The sequence below is a fragment of the Bradyrhizobium sp. PSBB068 genome, from assembly GCA_016839165.1.
In the GTDB taxonomy this organism is placed as follows: Bacteria; Pseudomonadota; Alphaproteobacteria; order Rhizobiales; family Xanthobacteraceae; genus Bradyrhizobium.
In genome coordinates this window covers 6,631,969-6,649,688 of the sequence record CP069300.1, presented here as the reverse complement: position 1 = coordinate 6,649,688, position 17,720 = coordinate 6,631,969, and the positions used below count along the sequence as shown (strand labels likewise).

Annotated in this window: 15 protein-coding genes, 1 tRNA gene and 1 pseudogene; 5 read left to right on the top strand and 12 right to left on the bottom strand. The window is 64.6% G+C overall.

Features of this window, described 5'->3' with window-relative positions; translation table 11 throughout:
- Positions 1-26: 26 nt before the first annotated feature.
- The 9 genes and pseudogenes from dapD to rpmH all read right to left on the bottom strand — a co-directional run bounded on the left by dapD (position 27) and on the right by rpmH (position 7,546).
- On the bottom strand, positions 27-872 hold the full coding sequence (gene dapD / locus JQ507_30860) for a 2,3,4,5-tetrahydropyridine-2,6-dicarboxylate N-succinyltransferase (protein QRI69223.1): 846 nt from the start codon (positions 870-872) through the stop codon (positions 27-29).
- A 154-nt stretch (positions 873-1,026) separates the two neighbouring features.
- Entirely contained in the window at positions 1,027-1,725 is a 699-nt protein-coding gene (locus tag JQ507_30855) for a pyrimidine 5'-nucleotidase (GenBank protein QRI69222.1), read from the bottom strand.
- A 181-nt stretch (positions 1,726-1,906) separates the two neighbouring features.
- Entirely contained in the window at positions 1,907-2,893 is a 987-nt protein-coding gene (locus JQ507_30850; GenBank protein QRI69221.1) for a DUF1036 domain-containing protein, read from the bottom strand.
- A 59-nt stretch (positions 2,894-2,952) separates the two neighbouring features.
- Positions 2,953-3,846: an acetylglutamate kinase gene (gene argB, locus JQ507_30845; protein QRI69220.1), complete on the bottom strand. Its 894-nt coding sequence runs from the start codon at positions 3,844-3,846 to the stop codon at positions 2,953-2,955.
- Between the two features lie 111 nt (positions 3,847-3,957).
- Positions 3,958-4,326, bottom strand: a complete 369-nt coding sequence (locus JQ507_30840) for a DUF423 domain-containing protein (GenBank protein ID QRI69219.1) — start codon at positions 4,324-4,326, stop codon at positions 3,958-3,960.
- On the bottom strand, positions 4,323-4,976 hold the full coding sequence (locus JQ507_30835) for a YihA family ribosome biogenesis GTP-binding protein (GenBank protein ID QRI69218.1): 654 nt from the start codon (positions 4,974-4,976) through the stop codon (positions 4,323-4,325). The genes JQ507_30840 and JQ507_30835 overlap by 4 nt, the downstream gene beginning before the upstream one ends.
- A gap of 129 nt (positions 4,977-5,105) precedes the next feature.
- Positions 5,106-6,966 (bottom strand): annotated as a pseudogene (gene yidC, locus JQ507_30830) (membrane protein insertase YidC).
- 3 nt (positions 6,967-6,969) lie between these two features.
- Positions 6,970-7,380, bottom strand: a complete 411-nt coding sequence (rnpA, locus tag JQ507_30825) for a ribonuclease P protein component (protein ID QRI69217.1) — start codon at positions 7,378-7,380, stop codon at positions 6,970-6,972.
- 31 nt (positions 7,381-7,411) lie between these two features.
- On the bottom strand, positions 7,412-7,546 hold the full coding sequence (rpmH, locus tag JQ507_30820; GenBank protein QRI69216.1) for a 50S ribosomal protein L34: 135 nt from the start codon (positions 7,544-7,546) through the stop codon (positions 7,412-7,414).
- 363 nt (positions 7,547-7,909) lie between these two features.
- On the opposite strand from rpmH, the gene JQ507_30815 reads away from it, so the two are divergent.
- From JQ507_30815 to JQ507_30795, 5 genes are all read left to right on the top strand, one after another.
- Positions 7,910-9,388: a HAMP domain-containing histidine kinase gene (locus JQ507_30815; GenBank protein ID QRI69215.1), complete on the top strand. Its 1,479-nt coding sequence runs from the start codon at positions 7,910-7,912 to the stop codon at positions 9,386-9,388.
- Positions 9,389-9,539: 151 nt separating this feature from the next.
- Positions 9,540-9,616 (top strand) — tRNA-Arg (locus tag JQ507_30810).
- A gap of 668 nt (positions 9,617-10,284) precedes the next feature.
- Positions 10,285-11,430: a LuxR family transcriptional regulator gene (locus tag JQ507_30805; GenBank protein ID QRI69214.1), complete on the top strand. Its 1,146-nt coding sequence runs from the start codon at positions 10,285-10,287 to the stop codon at positions 11,428-11,430.
- A 152-nt stretch (positions 11,431-11,582) separates the two neighbouring features.
- Positions 11,583-12,872 (top strand): hypothetical protein, encoded by a 1,290-nt coding sequence (locus JQ507_30800; protein QRI69213.1) that lies wholly within the window; start codon positions 11,583-11,585, stop codon positions 12,870-12,872.
- A gap of 272 nt (positions 12,873-13,144) precedes the next feature.
- Complete coding sequence (locus JQ507_30795) at positions 13,145-13,555, top strand: hypothetical protein (protein ID QRI69212.1); 411 nt, start codon at positions 13,145-13,147, stop codon at positions 13,553-13,555.
- Positions 13,556-13,706: 151 nt separating this feature from the next.
- Here JQ507_30795 and JQ507_30790 read toward each other — a convergent pair whose 3' ends face one another.
- The 3 genes from JQ507_30790 to JQ507_30780 all read right to left on the bottom strand — a co-directional run bounded on the left by JQ507_30790 (position 13,707) and on the right by JQ507_30780 (position 17,685).
- A complete protein-coding gene (locus tag JQ507_30790; GenBank protein ID QRI69211.1) occupies positions 13,707-14,849 on the bottom strand; it encodes a helix-turn-helix transcriptional regulator in 1,143 nt (380 codons plus the stop codon).
- A 112-nt stretch (positions 14,850-14,961) separates the two neighbouring features.
- On the bottom strand, positions 14,962-15,615 hold the full coding sequence (locus JQ507_30785; protein QRI69210.1) for an alpha/beta hydrolase: 654 nt from the start codon (positions 15,613-15,615) through the stop codon (positions 14,962-14,964).
- A gap of 63 nt (positions 15,616-15,678) precedes the next feature.
- Complete coding sequence (locus JQ507_30780; protein QRI73588.1) at positions 15,679-17,685, bottom strand: YgiQ family radical SAM protein; 2,007 nt, start codon at positions 17,683-17,685, stop codon at positions 15,679-15,681.
- Positions 17,686-17,720: the final 35 nt, after the last annotated feature.

The following is a 17,720-nucleotide window of genomic DNA, read 5'->3' as shown; positions in this document are numbered from 1 at the left end:
CGACCCGCCGCCGTGGCCGCCGCCTGTCAGTCCCGCAGCAGCTCGTTGATGCTGGTCTTGGCGCGGGTGCGCTCGTCGACGCGCTTGACGATCACGGCGCAGGCCGTGGCAGGTCCCGGCTGGCCGTTCTTCAGCGGCTTGGCCGGCAGCGTGCCGGGCACCACGACGGCGTATTCCGGGACCTCGCCGACGAAGATCTCGCCGGTCTCGCGGTCGACGATCTTGGTCGAGGCGCCGAGGAACACGCCCATCGACAGCACCGCGCCCTTGCGCACGATCACGCCCTCGGCGACTTCCGAGCGGGCGCCGATGAAGCAATCGTCCTCGACGATCACGGGCTCGGCCTGCAGCGGCTCGAGCACGCCGCCGATGCCGACGCCGCCGGAGATGTGCACGCGCTTGCCGATCTGGGCGCAGGAGCCGACCGTCGACCAGGTGTCGATCATGGTGGCCTCATCGACATAGGCGCCGAGATTGACGAAGGAGGGCATCAGCACGACGTTCCTGGCGATGAAGGCCGAGCGGCGCACGATCGCGCCCGGCACGGCGCGGAAGCCGGCGTCGCGGAAACGGTTCTCGCCCCAGCCCTCGAACTTCGAGGGCACCTTGTCCCACCACGAGGCCTTGCCCGGGCCGCCCGCGATCTGGCCCATGTCGTTGAGGCGGAACGAGAGCAGCACGGCCTTCTTCAGCCACTGATTGACCTTCCACTTGCCGCTGGCCTCGCGCTCGGCGACGCGGGCCTCGCCCTTGTCGAGCAGCTCCAGCGCGTGGTCGACGGCCTCGCGGACCTCGCCCTTGGTCGACGTCGAAATGCCTTCGCGGGCATCGAACGCGGTGTTGACGGTGGTTTCGAGGGCTGACAGCGACATCGGGCGATCCTTGGGCGTATCGGGGATATGGCGGGAATTTTGCAGAGCTTTTTCGGAATTTGAGGCTGCGGAGTCAAGGCAAACCCGGCGGTCCTTTTGGCGAGCGATTGCTCTGCTCCGTCGTCCCGGCCTTCGCCGGGACGACGTGGAGAGATCAGCGTTTTCCGCTCAACCGCTGCAGGAACCCGGTGAGATCATCCGTGACATGGTCGACATGAGCGGCGTCGCGCCCCTCCAGCTCCCAGGTCTCGCGCACCACCTCCTGGCTGCCGTCGGGCACGACCAGCACGGTGGTCATGCCGAGCTCATGCGGCACCACCAGATTGCGCGCGAGGTCCTCGAACATCGCGGCCTTGGCCGGATCGACGTCGTGCAGCCTGAGGAACTTCTGGTAGGTCTGCGGCGCCGGTTTCGGCTCGAGATCGGCGGCGATGATGTCGAACACGCCGTCGAAATGATGGCCGATGCCGAGCCGGCCGAGCACCGCGTCGACATGGTCGACCGAACCGTTGGTCAGGATCAGCTTGCGCCCCGGCAGTTTTGCGATCGCGGCGCCCATCGCCGGGTTCGGCTCAAGCGGCGAGTGGTCGATCTTGTGCACATAGGCGAGATAGTCGTCGGCCTGCACGCCGTGCTCGGTCATCATTCCGCGCATCGTGGTGCCGTAGCGCAGGTAATAGTCCTTCTGCAGCCGCCGTGCTTCTTCGGGCGAGATCTTCAGCCAATTGCCGACAAACTCGCCGATCCGCGCATCGACCTGCTGCCACAGATTGACGTGATGCGGGTACAGCGTGTTGTCGAGGTCGAACACCCAGGTCTCGACATGGCCGAAGTTGCGCGGAGTTTTAGTCATGGCTTTTTCAACGCGTCGTCCCGGCGCAGGCCGGGACCCATACGCCGCGGCGGCAATTGGGGCCGTGGTGCGCGTTGCCTTTCGTTGTGGGGTTGTCGCCAGTGAACAACATGTGGCGCGGTGGTTATGGGTCCCGGCCTGCGCCGGGACGACATCGATATTTGTAGCGCCAGCGTCTTCATCACGGCACCGCAAAGCGCAGCGTCTTGCCGCCGCTGGTCATGTCGACGGTGGTGAAGCCGAGCGCGGTGAGGCCGCGGCTGGCGCAGTCGCCCTGCTCATTGACCTCGAACTTGCTGTCGCGGGTGCAGAGCTGCACCGCGCCGCCCCAGTTCAACGGCTTGTCCTTGATCTTGATGGTGCGGTTGTCGCCATCGACCGCTTCGGCGAAGGAATAGATCTGCTTCGGCGTGCCCGACACGTCGGGATGCAGGCATTTGCCGGGGTCGACGCGATACCAGCCGCGGCTGGTCACCGCCTTGCCGTCGTCGGTCGCGACCGCGGCCATCACCTTGTACTGAGTATCGTTGCACCAGGTCAGCCCTGACGCCGACGGCTTCTGCACGGCATCGACCATGGTGGTGAAGAAGTTCGGCGACTGCACGATGTCGCTGGCGAGCCCGCGGCTCTTGAGGAAGGCCGACAGCGCGCTCTGCGTCTTCGGTCCGTCGACGCCGTCGATCGGCGCCGCATCGTAGCCCGCGATCACCAAGAGGCGCTGGATGCCGGCGAGCCGCGCCTGCTCGTCGTCATATTCGCTGTCCTCGGCGAGGTAGGCGACGAGATTGCCATCGTCGGTCTGCGTCGGCGTGATCTGGGTGAATTGCGCTTGTGTCTGGCCGGAGCGGCATTGCCGCGCGGCGGCGATCACGAAATTGTCCTGCGCGACGCAGAGCGTGTCGGTGCCGTTCTGCGGGATCGGCGAGGCGCCGTAGACGCCGAGCGCGCGGGCATTGAGCAGCACGCGGTCGGCGGTCAGCGCTCCCTGCACCACGACCCGGCAGGTCGCGGGATCGATGCGGAACCAGCCGCGTGTCGCGGTTGCGGCCTTGTCGTCGATGCCGATCGCGGCCTCGATCACATAGCTCATGCGGTTGCAGAGCTTGAGGTCGGCATGCGCCGGCGCCGCCGAGAACAGGAACGACACCAGCGCGGCCGGCAGCGACATTGCGAGCCGCGCCGCCGGCGAGCGGCGAGGGAGCCTCGCCGTGTGTCCCGCGTCTGCCATTACTTATGGATCAGCGTGCCGGTGCCCTGGTTGGTGAAGAGCTCGAGCAGCACCGCGTGCTGGGTCTTGCCGTCGATGATCACGACGCCTTGCACGCCCTGTTCGAGCGCGTAGATGCAGGTCTCGACCTTCGGGATCATGCCGCCGGAAATCGTGCCGTCGGCGATCAGCTTGCGGGCTTCCTTGATCGACAGGTCCGGAATCAGCTTCTTGGACTTGTCGAGCACGCCGGGCACGTCGGTCAGCAGCAGCAGGCGCTTGGCCTTCAGCGCGCCCGCGATCGCGCCGGCAAAGGTGTCGGCGTTGATGTTCAGCGTCTGGCCGTCCTTCGACGTCGCCAGCGGCGCCAGCACAGGAATCAGCTCGTAACCGATCAGCTGGTTGAGCAGCGTGAGGTCGACCTTCTCGGGATCGCCGACGAAGCCGAGATCGACCGCCTTCTCGATATGGGAGTCGGGATCGACCATGGTACGCGTCGTCTTCGACGCCTTGACCATGTTGCCGTCCTTGCCGGAGAGGCCCACGGCCCTGCCGCCGGCCTCGTTGATGTAGCCGACGATCTGCTTGTTGACCGAGCCCGCCAGCACCATCTCGACGATCTCGATGGTTGCGGCGTCGGTGATGCGCAGACCCGCGGCGAATTCCGACTGGATGCCGAGGCGCTTCAGCATGGTCGCGATCTGCGGTCCGCCGCCATGCACCACCACCGGATTGATCGCAGTCTGCTCGAGCAGCACGATGTCGCGCGCGAATGCCTTGGCGGTGTCCTCGGCGCCCATGGCGTGGCCGCCATATTTGATGACGATGGTTTCCTCGTCATACTCCTGCATGTGCGGGAGCGCCTCGGACAGGATGCGGGCCTGATCGAGCGGGCTGATGTGCTGGTCGGTCATGGGGCTGGTCTCATCGTCAGCGGAGGGACGGCCGCGGTTCTATCTGATTGCCGGGCAGGGCGCAAAGCGGGGATAGCAATTCGTAGCCGGTTGGAGCCAACGGGCTATGGGTCATCGCCTCGGCCACATGGCCGAAACCGCCAGCGCCACCCAGCTCAGAATCAGCAATGTTCCGCCGGCCGGCGCGGCCATCGGAAACAGTCCGTGGCCGGCATACTGGCGCAGCACCAGGTCGCCCGCGAACAATGACGCCGCGATGACGAAGCCGGACGCCGCCGCGATTCCGAGCTTGGCGTGAACGATTGCACGGTCCGCGACCGCAATGGTCGCGATGGCGGCGGGCGCATGGAACAGCAGCATCGAGGACGCTGCCGCCAGCCGCGTGGCATCAGGCAAATGAGCCGCGGCCGCTGCCAGCATGACGCCGCAGGCGCCCATCACGGCGGCACAGACGATCAGGAGGCGGGGCGCGCCGCTCATCGGAGCCGTTCCTCGATCAGGCGCACCATCGCCGCGCGCAGCTCCGGCATACCATCGCCGGTGCGCGACGAGGTCACCAGCACCTCGGGGAACGCGGCGGGATGCTTTGCCAGCGTCGCTGACGTATCGGCGATCGTGGTCTTCAGTTCGCCGACCTTGACCTGGTCGGCCTTGGTCAGCACGACCTGATAGCTGACCGCGGACTTGTCCAGCGTCTTCAGCACGTCGAGATCGACGTCCTTGATGCCGTGGCGCGCGTCGATCAGCACGTAGACCCGCGCCAGCGTCGCGCGCCCGAGCAGGAATTTGTGGATCAGCGCCGTCCATGACGCCACCTTGGTCTTCGGCGCCGAGGCGTAGCCGTAGCCCGGCATGTCGACCAGGCGGAAGTTCGCGTTCTCCGGGCCCTCGAAGAAGATCAGTTCCTGGGTGCGGCCCGGCGTATGCGAGGTACGCGCGAGCGCGCTGCGGCCGGTCAGCGCGTTGATCAGGCTCGATTTGCCGACATTGGAGCGGCCGGCAAAGGCGACCTCGAGGCCGGCCATCGGCGGCAGCGTCTCGATCGAGGGCGAGGCCCAGATGAAGCGCCAGTCGCCGGCGAACAGTTTTCGGCCCTGTTCGATCAGCTCCGCATCGGGTTCGGTGGTCATCGAAGGGTCCACTTCGTCTTGGCCGGAGCAGATCCGACCGTTCAGGTCAACGTCTTGCCACCCTCCAATACGTGGATGCCCGGCACAAGGCCGGGCATGACGCATTGATCAAGCGAGGTGGCCGGGAAGCTATGTCGGCTTCTTGGCGAACGTCGATTTCAGATTGTCGAACAACTCCACCTTCACGCCGTTCTTGCGCATGATGAAGCTCTGCTGCAGCACCGAGAGCGTGTTGTTCCAGGCCCAGTAGATCACGAGACCCGCCGGGAAGCCGGCCAGCATGAAGGTGAAGATCAGCGGCATCCAGTCGAAGATGATCTTCTGGGTCGGATCCGGCGGCGCCGGATTGAGCTTCATCTGCACCCACATCGTGATGCCCATGATGATCGGCCAGATGCCCATCACCAGGTACGAGCCGAAATGCGGTCCGAGCAGCGCGATCGGATCGAACGGGATCAGGCCGAACAGCGTGAACAGGTTGGTCGGATCCGGCGCCGAGAGGTCCTTGATCCAGCCGAAGAACGGCGCGTGCCGCATCTCGATGGTGATGAACAGCACCTTGTAGAGCGAGAAGAACACCGGGATCTGCAAGGCGACGGGAAGACAACCGGCGATCGGGTTGATCTTCTCCTTCTTGTAGATCTCCATCATCTCCTGCTGCTGCTTCACGCGGTCGTCGGGATAGCGTTCCTTCAGCGCCTGCAGCTGCGGCTGCACCGACTTCATCTTCGCCATCGAGGCGTAGGACTTGTTGGCGAGCGGGAAGAACAAGAGCTTCACGATCACGGTCACCAGGAGGATCGCGATGCCGAAATTGCCGACCAGGCGATAGAACCAGTCGAGCGCCAGGAACATCGGCTTGGTGATGAAGTAGAAGTGGCCCCAGTCGATCAGGAGGTCGAAATGGTTGAGGCCGAGCTGCTTGTTGTAGCCGCCGAAGCCGACCAGCGGGAAGTTGAGGCCGACGGTCGCGGCCTCCTTCGCGCCGGCAAACAGCCGCGCGTTGGCGACGCCGGAGCCGCCGATCGGAATGGTCTGCGCGCCGAGCATGTAGTCGACCCGGTAGCGCTTGTCGCCGTTCGTGAAGCGCGCTTTCTCCAAGGTCGCATTGGTCTCGGGCAGCAGCGCGGTCGCCCAGTATTTGTCGGTGATACCGAGCCAGGCGTCGGTCACGTTCTGGAAGATAACGCCACGCGAGTCCGGACCCGTGGGGGTCTTGCTGTCGTCGATGTTCTTGTAAGTGTATTCCTGCAGGCCCTGTTCGCCGAGATAGCCGATCAGGCCTTCGTGCAGGATCGCGTAGCCGGACACCGGCGGCTTGCCGCCGCGCGAGATCAGCGCAAACGGATACAGCGTCACCGGCGTGCTGCCTTGATTGGTGACCTCATCCTTGATGCTGAAGAGGTAGCGATCGTCGATCGAGATGGTGCGGCGGAAGGTCAGGCCCTGGCCGTTCTCATACTTCAGCACCACCGGGGTGCTCGGCGACAGGCTGTTCGACCCCTCCTGCTGCCAGACGGTTTCGGAATCCGGCGTCTTCACCGACGAGCCGGTGGGCGTTAGCCACAGGAACTCGGCATAGTAAGGCTCGGCGGTGCCCGACGGCGACAGCAGCACGATAGCCGGCGATTTGGGGTCGACCGTCTCGCGGAAATGGACCAGCGCCAGATCGTCGATCCGGGCGCCCTTCAGCGCAATGCTGCCGATCACGCGCGGGGTCTCGATCTTGATGCGCGGACCGGCTGCGAGCACGGTTTCACGGCTTGCCACCGGAGCGTCAACCGCAGGCGTGCCCGGCGTCGCCGGGGGGGGCAGTCGAGGTCCCAGGTGCAGCGCCCGGGGTCGCCTGCGGCGTCGGCTTCAGCAACTCGGCCTGGCGCTGCACCTCGCGCTGCTTCTCCATCTGCGGCATGTTGTAGAAATATTGCCAGGCGATCAGGACGAGGCCGGACAGAATGACGGCAAGGATCGTGTTGCGGTTGTCGGACATCTCTTAGGGTCTCGTCATTCCATTCGGATTGGGCGCGCTCGTGTTACCCGCCCTGTCGGCACCCGTCTTGTTGGTACCGATCTTGGGCGCAGGCCGGTCGAGGCGGCGCAGCGCCGACCGCAGGTCGTCAATCATGGTCGCAAAGTCGCGGGTCAGCGCGTCACGGCGGCCGACTAGCACATAATCATGGTGCGGCCGCATGAATACGGCATCGACCCGTCTCATCACTTCGCGAAGCCGGCGTCGGATGCGGTTGCGCTCGGTCGCGGTGCCATTCTTCCTGGTGACGGTATAGCCGACGCGGATCGGGCCCTGATCGTTGCGGCAACGGCCCTGCAGCACAAAAGCTGCGGTATTCGCCCGCACGCCATTGGCAGCGGCGAGGAAATCCGCCCGCTGCCTCAGCCGATCCATAATGGGTATCTCCGGGTGGAGACGTCCGGGCTCAGGCGCTCAGGCGCTTGCGGCCGCGCGCACGGCGCGCAGCGAGAACCTTGCGGCCGCCGGCCGTGGCGAGACGGGCGCGGAAGCCGTGACGGCGCTTGCGCACCAGTTTGCTGGGTTGATAAGTCCGCTTCACGGGTAATTCTCCGCTGACCGGGCAATTTGCCGTTGTATTGAGATGGAGTCCGGTGATGCTGGCGGGCCCAAACGAGCCGTTACGGCCCCAAAGAGCCGCCCCCGGTCAAGAACCGGGCCATCGCGGACAGTTGGCGCGGCTTATAAGGGAGCGCCCTGTTTTCGTCAATGTCACAGGGCGTCGCAAAGAGGGTTCTTTGAAACGTCGCAATTGGGGCGAATATAACTGTTTTCGCGGGGTTTTTGACGGTGAGGAGCGCCTTGGGGGCGTTCCGGGAACCGCCGACATTAGCGATCCGTAATTTGACCGGCTTGGGGGCCGGGCCGCATCTTCCGACCCCTAAGCCAAACAAGGCCTTATCTTGTGGCTCTAACCGACGATCAGGCGACCGCGCAGAACCAGCGGCCCAAGCCGACCCTCCGGCTCGGGCTGTCGGGCAAGCTCTTGCTGCTGACGATTCCGCTGGTCATGATCGCCGGGCTCCTGATCTATGTGCCGGCGATCGCGAACTTCCGGATGAACCGGCTCAACGACCGCCTGGCCGCCGCCAATACCGCGGCGCTGGTGCTCGATGCCGCCCCGTCAGGCCTGGTGCCGGATTCGCTGGCCCGGCAGATCCTGACCAGCATCGGCGCCCGCGCGGTTGCCATCAAGCTCGGCCAACAGCGCCGCCTGCTCGCCAGCGCCGATCTGCCGGCCTCGATCGACCATGATGTCGACATGCGGGCCATGACGGTGTGGTCGGCGATCGTCGATGCCTTCGAGATCATGCTGGAGCACGGCGACCAGACCATCCGTGTGGTCGGCCCGGCGCCGGGCCAGGCCCAGTTCATCGAGGTCGTGATCGACGAGAAGCCGCTGCGGCAGGCGATGTACCGCTTCTCGCGCAACGTGCTGGTCGTTGCGCTCTTGATCGCCGGCCTGACCGCAGGCCTGGTCTACCTGGCGCTGCATTATCTGTTCGTGCGGCCGATGCGGCGGCTGACCGCGAGCCTGGTCGGCTTCCACGAAAATCCGGAGAGTTCGGCGCGAATCATCGTGCCGAGCCAGCGCGGCGACGAGATCGGCGTCGCTGAGCGCGAGCTGTCGGACATGCAGCGTGACCTCGTCTCGATGCTGCATCAGAAGAGCCGGCTCGCCGCCCTCGGTCTCGCCGTCTCCAAGATCAACCACGATCTGCGCAACCTCTTGGCCTCCTCGCAATTGCTGTCGGACCAGCTCGCCAGCGTGCCTGATCCGCGGGTGCAGCGCTTCGCGCCGAAGCTGCTGCGCTCGCTGGAGCGCGCCATCGCGTTCTGCCAGTCGACCTTGTCCTATGGCCGTGCGCAGGAGGCGGCGCCCGACCGCCGCGTCATCATGGTGGAGCCGGCGGTTGCCGAGGTGCGCGAATCGGCCGGGCTTGCGACCGATGTCTCGATCACCTGGATCAGCGCGATCGAGCGCGGCCTGACCATCGACGCCGATCCGGACCAGCTGTTCCGCGTGCTGCTCAATCTGGTGCGCAACGCGACCCAGGCGCTGGAAAGCCGGCAGGACGGCGATGGCGGCGCCCAGCAGATCCGCATCACCGGCCGCCGCGAGGGCACGGTTGCGATCATCGAGGTCTCCGACACTGGGCCCGGCGTTCCGGCCAAGGCGCGCGAGCATCTGTTCGAGGCGTTCCAGACTTCCGGCCGCCCCGGCGGCAGCGGACTTGGCCTTGCCATCGCCGCCGAGCTGATCCGGGCCCATGGCGGCCATATCCATCTGGTCGAGGGTACCATCGGCGCCACCTTCCGGATCTCGATCCCGGATCGCCCGGTGGAATTGCTGTCGGTCCGCAGCGAGCGGGCGAGGGCGTAACGCCGTTCCGGTACTCTGGGGCGGCAGGAGCGCGCCGAAAATGGCGTTTCCAGAGCTTGCCAACCGGACCGGGAGCCTGTAGCTAGAGCGCTCTTTCGCGACGTTCCGGGGCTCCCGGAACCTTGCGGGCTTCAAGCCCAACCGCGAAAATGCGCCCGTAGCTCAGCTGGATAGAGCATCAGACTACGAATCTGAGGGTCGGACGTTCGAATCGTTCCGGGCGCGCCATTTGCGTACAAAACCAGGACCATCTCCGTTCTCGGTCTGTTTGCCGGCGACGCGCGGATGTGATCGGCGTTCTCGATACGGCACCTACCACGAGCGCAGCCTGTCGGATCGGCTGCCGAAGGCGCAGCGATATCTGCTCGCCAACAGTTTCGACATCTCGGACGAAGTCGTCGGCGTGATGGCGAAGGCCGCGTGCCGAAACATCGGGACGTGGTGAGAAGCAATTCGGCAGCACATGGTCGGGGTAATTGGCGGAGACGAGTTCAACCGGTTTCCGGGGGCGGAAGCAAAAACTGCATGGCTTCAACCGGACGGTTGATGTGCAGTCTGCGACCTCCTGCCACCGTGCCACAAGCGTTAGGCGAATAGCCTCAAGATGATACCATCTTGATGCGCGCCGGCTCGGGGTTGAATGCATGAACTGCATTGCAGATCGTTGGAGGCGGCGGCATCCCGGACCGGACGCGAGTGGTCGCATGCACGAGCCTGCAGCGCGCGGCTGACATGTCATCGTTTGGCTCTGGTTCAGCATCTGATTTGGCATGCCCGCTCCGTCCGGCACGCTCGCTCTTGCGGCGTGAGCGGCAGCGCGCCCGATCCCAAGAATGCGGACAAGAATGCGCACGGGCCTTTTCGGCTTCCAATAACCTCAGTGCAAGAAACTGGACATGACATCGGTCAGACCGCAGCTTTCGCCTGGCGTCATCGACAAGATTTACGAAACAGTTTCCGATCCATCGCAGTGGCAGGCTGCCATCGATCAGGTCCGTGTCATGTTCCACGGTTCTGCTGCGTGCTTCGTCCGGAGCGGTCCCGGCCTGGCGTCGGCCGATGTGATCAATGCAAACCCCGACCCCACGTATCAGCGTCGCTATATCGACGAACATGCAGGGCGTTCCGACATCTACACCGACGCGCTGGATGCCGCTCCTGTCGGGATGATCTACAGCGATCGTGCGTTGATCGGAGATGAGATCTTGCGGCGCAGCCGCTTCTGGAATGAATGGATGGCGCCGCAGGACATGTATGGCGGCCTCGGCAGCAAATTGCTGGCGTCCGGTCCGTCATTCTGGTTTCTCGACGTCCAGCGCGGTCGCAACCAACCCGCCTTCGACGCGGCCGAGGCCGAAGTGCTGCAATTGATCGCGCGGCACATCGCGCGCGCGGCCCAGCTCGGCCGCAGGCTTCAATTGGCGCAGGCGCTGGCTTCAGGCTACGCGCACGTGCCATTCGGCGTGCTGCTCGTCGATGCCCAGTTGAGCGTCGTCCACCTCAATGGGGTGGCCGAGGAAATCCTGATGCGCCGGAGAAGCCCGTTGCGCGTGAAATCCGGCACGCTGGCAGCGGCGGATGCCAAGAGCACGGCTGCCTTGCGGCAACTCGTTGCCGATGCCTGCACGGTTCACGACGGTGTCGCCCCCGGCCCGGGCGGCGATCTTCTGCTCCGCGCCGGCGAGGCCGATGAAGCCGGCATCGATGTCGTGCTGAGCGTCGGGCCGACCGCGGGCACCGAAGTATCCGGGTTCCTGCGTCCGCGGCACGCTATCATCTACCTGCACCAGACGTCTCTGGCATTGCCCGGTGGGTTCGCAGATCACGCCCGCAAGCTGTTCGACCTCACGCCCACCGAAGCCCGGCTCGCGGCCGCGCTTGCCGGAGGTTTGACATTGAAAGATGCCGCGATCCATCAGGGCATTCGCTTCAGCACCGCACGCTTCTACCTCCATGGCATCTTCCGCAAGACCCGGACCAATCAGCAAAGCCAGCTCGTCGCGCTGCTGAAGAGCACACTGCCGCTGATCCGGCGCGGCTGAGTCCGAAAGCCTTGTGGCGGCTTTGTCACAGCCGTTCGCCAAGTGCCGGTGCCCCTAGCATATGCGAGGTGTTCGCGCCCGCCATATTCGGAAACATTCGCTGCACGTGCGCCGCTGTGTCGGCGCCAAGCAGGCAATGGGGCGAGGCGATCATGAAGAAGAATCTAGTTGCTGCACTGGCGCTCGGCATCGGTGCGGCCGGTGCCGTGCATGCGGCGCCAAACGACGATGTGGTGGCGAGGCTCAACGCGCTGGAGAAGGAAAATGCCGCGATCCGCAAGGAGAACGCAGCGCTGCGCCACAACAAGTCCCTACGCGAGCAGAACGCGGCGCCGAAATCAGCATCGGCAGTCGAGCCGCAGGCCGCTCCCAAAGCCCGTGCCGGGCGCTCCGATCCGTTGCAGGCGTTCGCCGCCGATCTGCCGTTGGCCTACAAGGCGCCGGTCGTCGGCGAGCCCGGCCGGTTTCGGGTCTGGGGTGAGGGCGGCGCGATCTGGAGCGGCGGCGATCCGGTTTCGTCGGATTACAACCTCACCGATTTCACCCGGCTGGACGCGCTGAGCGATTCTGCTCGTCTGCCTGGATCGTTCGATTTGACGCCCAAGGTAGGCTGGGAAGCGGCGGCCGGCTTTGACTACCGCTTTGCGGCTTCGCCATGGCATGTCAGCGGCCAGTTTCGTTACGGTGAGGGCAAGGCCTCCGGCTTCGCATCGTCTGCGGGGGCGATAGATCCGGCAGTCCTCGCATCGGTCAAAGGGCTCCGTGTTAGCGGCTTCAGCGGGAGTTCGTCGTCGGGGGCGGCGTACAAGGAAACGCATTGGTTGGCCGATGCCGCTGTTGGACGGGACGTTCTTGGGGGCGGCGCGTCCGCGATGCAGGTGAAATTCGGCCTGCGCCTGGCGGAATTCGTGGGCAAAAGCAGCGCAACGAACAACACGAGCACCACCAGCACCTTCACCAAACCCCTTGATATTTTGGGCAACGGGTCTCTTCTGTCCAACCAAATCTCGACCAACGCCATGGATGCGACAAATCAACGAAACAGCTTTCTCGGCGCCGGGCCGCGTCTGGGGATCGAGGGCGCGGTTCCATTCGCGGGCAGCTGGGCGTTTGATTATCTCGGCGATGTCGCGGTCCTGTTCGGAAACCAGAAGTTGGTGAACACGTCGACGTCTGCGCGAAGCTTCGATCCGGCCGTTCTCAACAGCACTCTCGGCAGCGTCAGCAGCAGCACATCCACTGACCAGCGTTTCGCAACCGTGTTCAACGCGGATATCCAGGTCGGCGTGTCGTACTGGATGACGCCAAACGTCAAGCTCAGCGCCAGCTACCGGCTGGACGCCTACTTCAATGTGCTGAACCAGGCCTTCAGCACGGACACCAAGCAGACGCTCGATCGCTACATCCACGGGCCTCGCCTTGGTCTGAGTGCGACGTTCTAGAATTCCGTACCGATCAGCGAAGCGCAAGCTAGGGTCACAAAGGCGCGTCGTGCGATGTGATCCAGGCCCATTATCCGAAACTGTCTTTTGGTCGCGCGCGGGCGGGATCGATCCGCGCGCGGAAGCGGCCGCGTTGAAGAGTACCGTGCCGACCATGGCGCCGACGGAAGCGTCGAAGCGGCCGTGACACGTGGTGTAAGCCGAACGGTTGATGTGCCGCCGCTCTATCTCCCCCAGCTTCCGATCGAGTCACTGAGACAGGAGAGCAACGGATGCGATCCGGATACACTCGCCACAATCAAACCACGGGCTCACACGGCAGCACGGCCATCCGCTCACCCGGCCTAGCCAAGGCCGATCGTGCGGGCGGCGCACTGGCAGGCACGGCGACCGCCTTCATCGCGGCGTTGCGCGAGATGTTCCGGCTGCCCGCGATGTGGTCGCAACGCGCTTCCTTCAGGGCGCAGTTGCGCGCCGATCTCCAGGACAATGCCGATCTGCTGCACGACATCGGCTTCAACATCGCCGAAGTGCAGGCTGAAGCGGTGCGCTTCTTCTTCGAGCCCGTCGTGCTGACACGCCGTTCCCATCCTCCCGACGTGGAGCGAGAATATTCCGATCGTCGCGCGCGTCATGCAGCGACGTCTCCGGACTATCCGGAAACGAAGGCCCGGCCGCGTTAACCGATTTTGGAAGGCACTCGATCACGCCGAATTTGGAGCAGGGTCTTGTTTGAGGGAAATCGTCGTATCGTTCTTCAGTCATTTGTTGTCGGTGCCGGCGTGACAGGGCACGTGCGGCATCAGCGACTGGACGAGCCGTCGTTGGCGCGGCTTACACCGGGAAAGTGAGTGACTTTGCGAGCCTGACCAGATCAACTTGACGCCGGCACCCTGTCTTGTCGAAGACGTGAATGAGATGAGTTTTGACGGTGCTGACCGAAATGCCGAGCATCGCCGCGATATCGGCTCGAGTTTGTCCTTCGCAAACGAGCTCGAAGATACGAATCTCGGCCGGCGTCAGATCATAGAGCTGGCTGAGAGCATCCTGAGGCAATCGCGGCGGCCCGGAAGCCGACGCAACGAACAGAGCGGCGGCGGCTCTCTGGATCAAACCGGATCGCATGTGGCCGCGTCGCAACGGCAGAACGTGGATGACAAGAGGGGCTCCGTCGGGACGAAGGATCGGGATGCCGATGCCCTTTTGCCCGAGCGTCGCCTCGTCCTTCGCCGCATGTGCGACAGCCGACTGCAATGTGCTTGTCGTGATCGTGGACTGAACGGCGATCCGGCCGTGTCGAACCACAATCGGATCACCGGCTGCGAGCATCGCGGTGGCCGTGGCGTTGGCGTGAACGATTTTGGATTCCTCGTCCGCCAGGACGACACCAGCCGTCAGGGCCTCCACGGTCGCGGCGAATGTTGCGGCTTCCACCGTCTTCATGTCGAACAGATTGCTGATCGTCACGGCACGGCGAATGTGAGGTGCCAGCAGCCGCAATCCGGTGATCTGCGCATCGCGAATCGGGCCGGCCGATTCATGCTGACTGAATATGGCATTTCCAACCATCATCCCGTCGCGAACGAGGCCGACGGCAACGGCGTCGAACAGGCCCTTCGGCAGTGCCCACTCGAGATAATAGCGATTGCCGAGGATGACGTCCTGCCGGACGGCCTGGGATTGAACGATCGGCTCTCCGAGCGGGTATTGCTGAATGCGCTCAGCGCCGCCCCAGAGTTCGATGATGTCAGTCCCATACGCGATCCCGTTCTGAGCCATCTGGGCCAGGTTGGACCCGGAGACCGCATTGACGCCCGCCTTCATGTTTGTGAGGCTGGCGACCGAGAGCGCGCCGGTGGCAAAGCCGAACTCGGCGCAAATCCCGTCCAGAACCGCTGCCCATCGTTCCGGCGCGATCACGCAATCGTAGATGGCACCAATGAGGTTCGAGAACTTTTCGACCGAAGCTTGCTGCATTCCGGGCTCGCTCGAAGGTCAGAGGCGTCAACGGGGACATAATGCGATAGCGGTGAGACCAGGGGTACACGCGGCGATCACGACGAATGCCCTCGGTGCAAGCGTTGGACGGTCAAACCTGACCCAGCAAAATATGCGCCAGAACGTCGGGCTTCAGGCGTGCGACATTGTGCCCGCAGTCGAGGGCGATGGTCGACCAGCCCGGATCGCGGCTCAAGCGCTCATAGAGATCAAGGAAAGGACTTCCCTCCCATCCGAATGCGCCGACGTAGGACTTGCGTGGCACTTCACGCCATCGCCCGCTCAGATTGATGGATTGCAGGAACGTCCCGATCGGCTGCGGTCGGCAGCGCGGGTCAAGGTTCGGAGGTGGCGCGCAGTTCAGTCCGTCGGATTTTACACCCGCGACAAAAAGATCTCGAAAACGGGGCGTCGTCAGCGACCAGACTGAGTCGCCGGAATCGGGCACATAGGCGTCGACATAGACCAGCGCGCGAATCTGCGATGGTGCCACGTCAGCTGCGCCGCTCACGACCATTCCACCGTAGGACTGTCCGACAATGACGAGTTCGTCGTCATGCGACTTCACGGCATGCGCAACCTCGCCGATGTGAGCATCAAGATTGGCCAAAGGGGCAGGCGCTTCGCCGAGCCCCGCAAGCGTGACCGGAACAGCCTTGTGCCCGTGCGCAGCCAGTATTTCGGCGACATCTTGGTAGACCCAGCCGCCCTGCCAGCCGCCGGGTATCAGGATGAAAGTGGCCATACGATCGGTCTCTGAATTCGAGGCTGCGGATTTGGCGATGAAGCCAAGTCGATGATGCAGCGTTCACTTTCCCATCCGCACGCCCTTGGTCGTGAACCGCTGCGCCTTGCCGCCGTCGCGCAGCGGTCGCCGCGTGCCGGCGGCCTTGCCGGTGCCGGGCGGCTGGTGGGCGGGCACCAGCTGGTCGGGGCGCGAGCCGATCAGATCGCGGCGTCCCATCTGGATCAGCGCTTCGCGTAGCACCGGCCAGTTGTCCGGGTCGTGGTAGCGCAGGAACGCCTTGTGCAACCGGCGTTGCCGGAGGCCCTTGATCGCTTCGACCTTGTCGCTCGCCCCGCGGCGCACGCCGCGCAGCGGATTGACGCCGGTGTGGTACATCGCGGTCGCGGTCGCCATCGGCGAGGGCAGGAAGGTCTGCACCTGGTCGGCGCGGTAGCGGTTCTTCTTGAGCCAGAGCGCGAGGTTCATCATGTCCTCGTCGGTCGTGCCCGGATGCGCGGCGATGAAATACGGGATCAGGTAGTATTTCTTGCCGGCCTGCTCGGCCGCGGCATCGAACATTTTCTTGAAGCGATTATAGGCGCCGATGCCCGGCTTCATCATCTTGTCGAGTGGGCCGCGCTCGGTGTGCTCGGGCGCGATCTTCAGGTAGCCGCCGACGTGATGGGTGACGAGCTCCTTGATGTATTCGGGGCTCTCGACCGCGAGGTCGTAGCGCACGCCGGACGCCACCATCACCCGCTTGACGCCCTTCACCTCGCGCACCTTGCGATAGAGCCTGATCAGGTCGTCATGCGAGGTGTTGAGGTTCGGACAGATTTCGGGAAAGACACAGGACGGCCGCCGGCATGCCGCCTCGATCTTCGGATCCTTGCAGGCCATCCGGTACATGTTGGCGGTCGGCCCGCCGATGTCGGATATCACGCCTGTGAAGCCCGGCGTCTTGTCCCGGATGCGCTCGATCTCGCGCAGGATCGAGCCCTCCGAGCGGTTCTGGATGATGCGGCCCTCGTGCTCGGTGATCGAGCAGAACGTGCAGCCGCCGAAGCAGCCGCGCATGATGGTCACCGAGAAGCGGATCATCTCCCAGGCCGGGATCTTGGCGTCCTTGTAGGAGGGATGCGGCGCACGCGCGTAGGGCAGGTCGTAGACGGCGTCCATCTCGGCCGTCGACAGCGGGATCGGCGGCGGGTTGAGCCAGAGGTCGCGGTCACCGTGACGCTGCACCAGTGGCCGCGCGTTGCCGGGGTTGCTCTCCCGATGCAGCACGCGCGATGCGCGGGCGTAAGCGTCACGGTCCTGCTCGACCTGCTCGCAGGCCGGCAGGCGGATCACGACGTTGCCCGCCTGGCGCGCTGCGCCCTCGTCGGCGGAGTCGAGATCGTCGGCATGCAACTCGGCGTAATCCTCGGGCACGCGGCGGAACAGCGCAACGCCCCTGATCGAATCGAGATCGCGCGGCGCTTCGCCATTGGCGAGCCGGTGCGCCACCTCGACGACGGCACGTTCGGCGTTGCCGTAGAGCAGAAGGTCGGCCTTGGCGTCCGCCAGTATCGAGCGGCGCACCTTGTCGGACCAATAGTCGTAATGCGCGATGCGGCGCAGCGACGCCTCGATGCCGCCGAGCACGATCGGCACGTCCTTGAACGCTTCACGGCAGCGCTGCGCATAGACGATGGTGCAACGGTCCGGCCGGCGGCCGCCTTCGCCGTCCGGCGTGTAGGCGTCGTCATGGCGCAGCCGGCGGTCCGCGGTGTAGCGGTTGACCATCGAATCCATGTTGCCGCCGGTGACGCCGAAGAACACGCGCGGTTTTCCCAGCGCCTTGAACGGTTCGGCCGACTGCCAGTCGGGTTGCGCGATGATGCCGACCCTGAAGCCCTGGGCCTCCAGCAAGCGGCCGATGATCGCCATGCCGAAGCTCGGATGGTCGACATAGGCATCGCCCGTCACCAGCACGATATCGCATTGGTCCCAGCCGAGCGCCGTCATCTCGGCACGGTTCATCGGCAGGAACGGTGCCGGCTTGTCGGCGCGCGCCTCGTGGCGCGGCCACGACGTCAGGGACATTTCGGCGTTGGCAAGGGTGCTCATGGCCGCCACGC

Bases quoted from the DNA above. Each gene is read 5' to 3' on its own strand.
- JQ507_30800 (QRI69213.1), top strand. From the start codon at position 11,583: ATGAAGAAGAATCTAGTTGCTGCACTGGCGCTCGGCATCGGTGCGGCC.
- dapD (QRI69223.1), bottom strand. From the start codon at position 872: ATGTCGCTGTCAGCCCTCGAAACCACCGTCAACACCGCGTTCGATGCC.
- JQ507_30850 (QRI69221.1), bottom strand. From the start codon at position 2,893: ATGTCGCTGCCGGCCGCGCTGGTGTCGTTCCTGTTCTCGGCGGCGCCG.
- JQ507_30790 (QRI69211.1), bottom strand. From the start codon at position 14,849: ATGCAGCAAGCTTCGGTCGAAAAGTTCTCGAACCTCATTGGTGCCATC.
- JQ507_30795 (QRI69212.1), top strand. From the start codon at position 13,145: ATGCGATCCGGATACACTCGCCACAATCAAACCACGGGCTCACACGGC.
- JQ507_30780 (QRI73588.1), bottom strand. From the start codon at position 17,685: ATGTCCCTGACGTCGTGGCCGCGCCACGAGGCGCGCGCCGACAAGCCG.
- JQ507_30805 (QRI69214.1), top strand. From the start codon at position 10,285: ATGACATCGGTCAGACCGCAGCTTTCGCCTGGCGTCATCGACAAGATT.
- JQ507_30855 (QRI69222.1), bottom strand. From the start codon at position 1,725: ATGACTAAAACTCCGCGCAACTTCGGCCATGTCGAGACCTGGGTGTTC.
- rnpA (QRI69217.1), bottom strand. From the start codon at position 7,380: ATGGATCGGCTGAGGCAGCGGGCGGATTTCCTCGCCGCTGCCAATGGC.
- JQ507_30840 (QRI69219.1), bottom strand. From the start codon at position 4,326: ATGAGCGGCGCGCCCCGCCTCCTGATCGTCTGTGCCGCCGTGATGGGC.
- argB (QRI69220.1), bottom strand. From the start codon at position 3,846: ATGACCGACCAGCACATCAGCCCGCTCGATCAGGCCCGCATCCTGTCC.
- JQ507_30835 (QRI69218.1), bottom strand. From the start codon at position 4,976: ATGACCACCGAACCCGATGCGGAGCTGATCGAACAGGGCCGAAAACTG.
- JQ507_30785 (QRI69210.1), bottom strand. From the start codon at position 15,615: ATGGCCACTTTCATCCTGATACCCGGCGGCTGGCAGGGCGGCTGGGTC.